The sequence below is a fragment of the Aphanizomenon sp. UHCC 0183 genome (genome assembly GCF_009712065.1).
Classification (GTDB): domain Bacteria; phylum Cyanobacteriota; class Cyanobacteriia; order Cyanobacteriales; family Nostocaceae; genus Dolichospermum; species Dolichospermum heterosporum.
In genome coordinates this window covers 1-1,777 of record NZ_VILC01000064.1, presented here as the reverse complement: position 1 = coordinate 1,777, position 1,777 = coordinate 1, and the positions used below count along the sequence as shown (strand labels likewise).

The 1,777-nt window shown below is 37.0% G+C and carries 2 protein-coding genes; both read left to right on the top strand.

What is annotated here, in order from left to right:
• The first annotated feature begins 292 nt into the window (after nt 1–292).
• Nucleotides 293–805 carry a spore coat protein U domain-containing protein gene (locus FJR37_RS18495; RefSeq protein WP_168466768.1) on the top strand — a complete coding sequence of 171 codons (513 nt, stop codon included), beginning with the start codon at nt 293–295 and terminating at the stop codon, nt 803–805.
• A 169-nt stretch (nt 806–974) separates the two neighbouring features.
• On the top strand, nt 975–1,646 hold the full coding sequence (locus FJR37_RS18490) for a fimbria/pilus periplasmic chaperone (RefSeq protein ID WP_168466767.1): 672 nt from the start codon (nt 975–977) through the stop codon (nt 1,644–1,646).
• The last annotated feature ends 131 nt before the right edge of the window (nt 1,647–1,777 follow it).

The following is a 1,777-nucleotide window of genomic DNA, read 5'->3' as shown; positions in this document are numbered from 1 at the left end:
CAATATTAGGATTATTGGATCTAGCTGCGTAACAGCTTAACATCAACTAAAAATAGCAATCACAGCCTATTATAACTTCAATTTTTGGCATTGCCGAACTCAGGTATGAAATTGACAAATGTAAAGTTTGACATTTTGTGCCTTTGCTTACTTGTATTTAGGGCTTGCTGAATAAACCAAAAACCTAGATATATTAGGAGTTTCAGGCTTAAAAAAGTGAATTAGGTGCAAGGAATAAGCATTGAAACCATTGATTTCTACCTTTTCTAAAGACTTTCAGGAGAGAGTTACAATGTCTTTACGTCCTTTTTTCATTGCTTCTAGCTTAATCCTTAGTCCCCTTGCTGCCATTGGTTTTGGCTCTGCTGCCTTTGCTCAGGCTACTAGTACTAGTAACATTCCTCTTGGTATCACCGTGCCTGCAAGGGCTACCATTAACGCAGTGGCAACAAGTCAAGCTGCTAACTTAGAAAACGCGATACAATTCAGTCAAGTAGGGCTACAGTATGCCAAAATTGCTGACTTTACCGTTAGCACTAACGTGACTACTGCAACCTTAACTACAACCTCGACTAATGCCGGTGCGTTGAAAAATAGTAACAATGATACTATTCCATACAAAATTGCAGTATCTCTCGACGGTTCTTTAACACAGCCCTTTGAGTATAAAACACTAGAAAACTATAGCTTTCCTTTTGGTAACAATAGCAATCTGGATCTACACATTGAGATTAATAACACAGGTAGTATTAAAGCGGGAACATACAGTGATACCTTAACCCTAACACTGTCCGCTGGCTCATAAAAATCCAGTCCCCTCTCCTTCTATAAGGGGAGGGGTAAAAATATTTAATCTTACTGCATTTGATAACAATTAAATCATGAAATTCTCAATTAGACATTTTTTTAGCTTTCTTTTTTTTATAATATTAAGTAGCATTTCACCAGCACTAGCCTTTAAATTAGAGCCAATTGTGAAAGTATTTGAACCAGCAGGGACAGGTGCAACCCAGTCTTATAAAGTTATTAATGATACCTCAGAACAAATCGCTGTTGAACTGTCAATGATGAAACGAAAAATCAGCTTAGAAGGTGAAGAAACCACTGAAAAAGCTGATGATGATTTTTTAGTTTATCCATCCCAAATGATCCTACCACCCCAAAGTGTACAATCTGTGCGAGTGACATGGTTAGGTAATCCTAACCCTGAAAAAGAACTAAATTATCGTATTATAGCTGAACAGTTACCAATTAATTTAAAAGATACCCAACAATCACAATCACAGGCAATAGCAGCCGGAATCAAAATTACGTTTCGTTACATAGGATCGGTGTATATTCGCCCTAAAAATACACAATCTAAAGTTATCCTGAATGGCATTACTCATGAAAAATCAAAAGATGGAAATGATCTGTTAGTAATTACTTTTGATAATCAGGGTACTCGCCGTGCTATATTATCAGAATTAAATTTAAACTTAACTAGCGACAAAGGAACTCAATTTACTCTCAAACCAGAACAGTTAGAAGGTGTGAATAATGGGCTGATTTTGGCAGGTAATCAACGACGGTTTTCTATTCCTTGGCCTCAACAATTACCTATAGGCAAAGTCACAGGCACATTTACATTTAAAGATGTTGAATAATCAAGAATATCAACCCCTTTGTCAAGCTCTCCTCATGAGGATGTTTGAAAAGATCCCCCTAAATCCCCCTTAAAAAGGGGGACTTTGAAGAATTTAGCCCCCCTTTTTAAGGGCAGGGCTGTTTCAAGAAT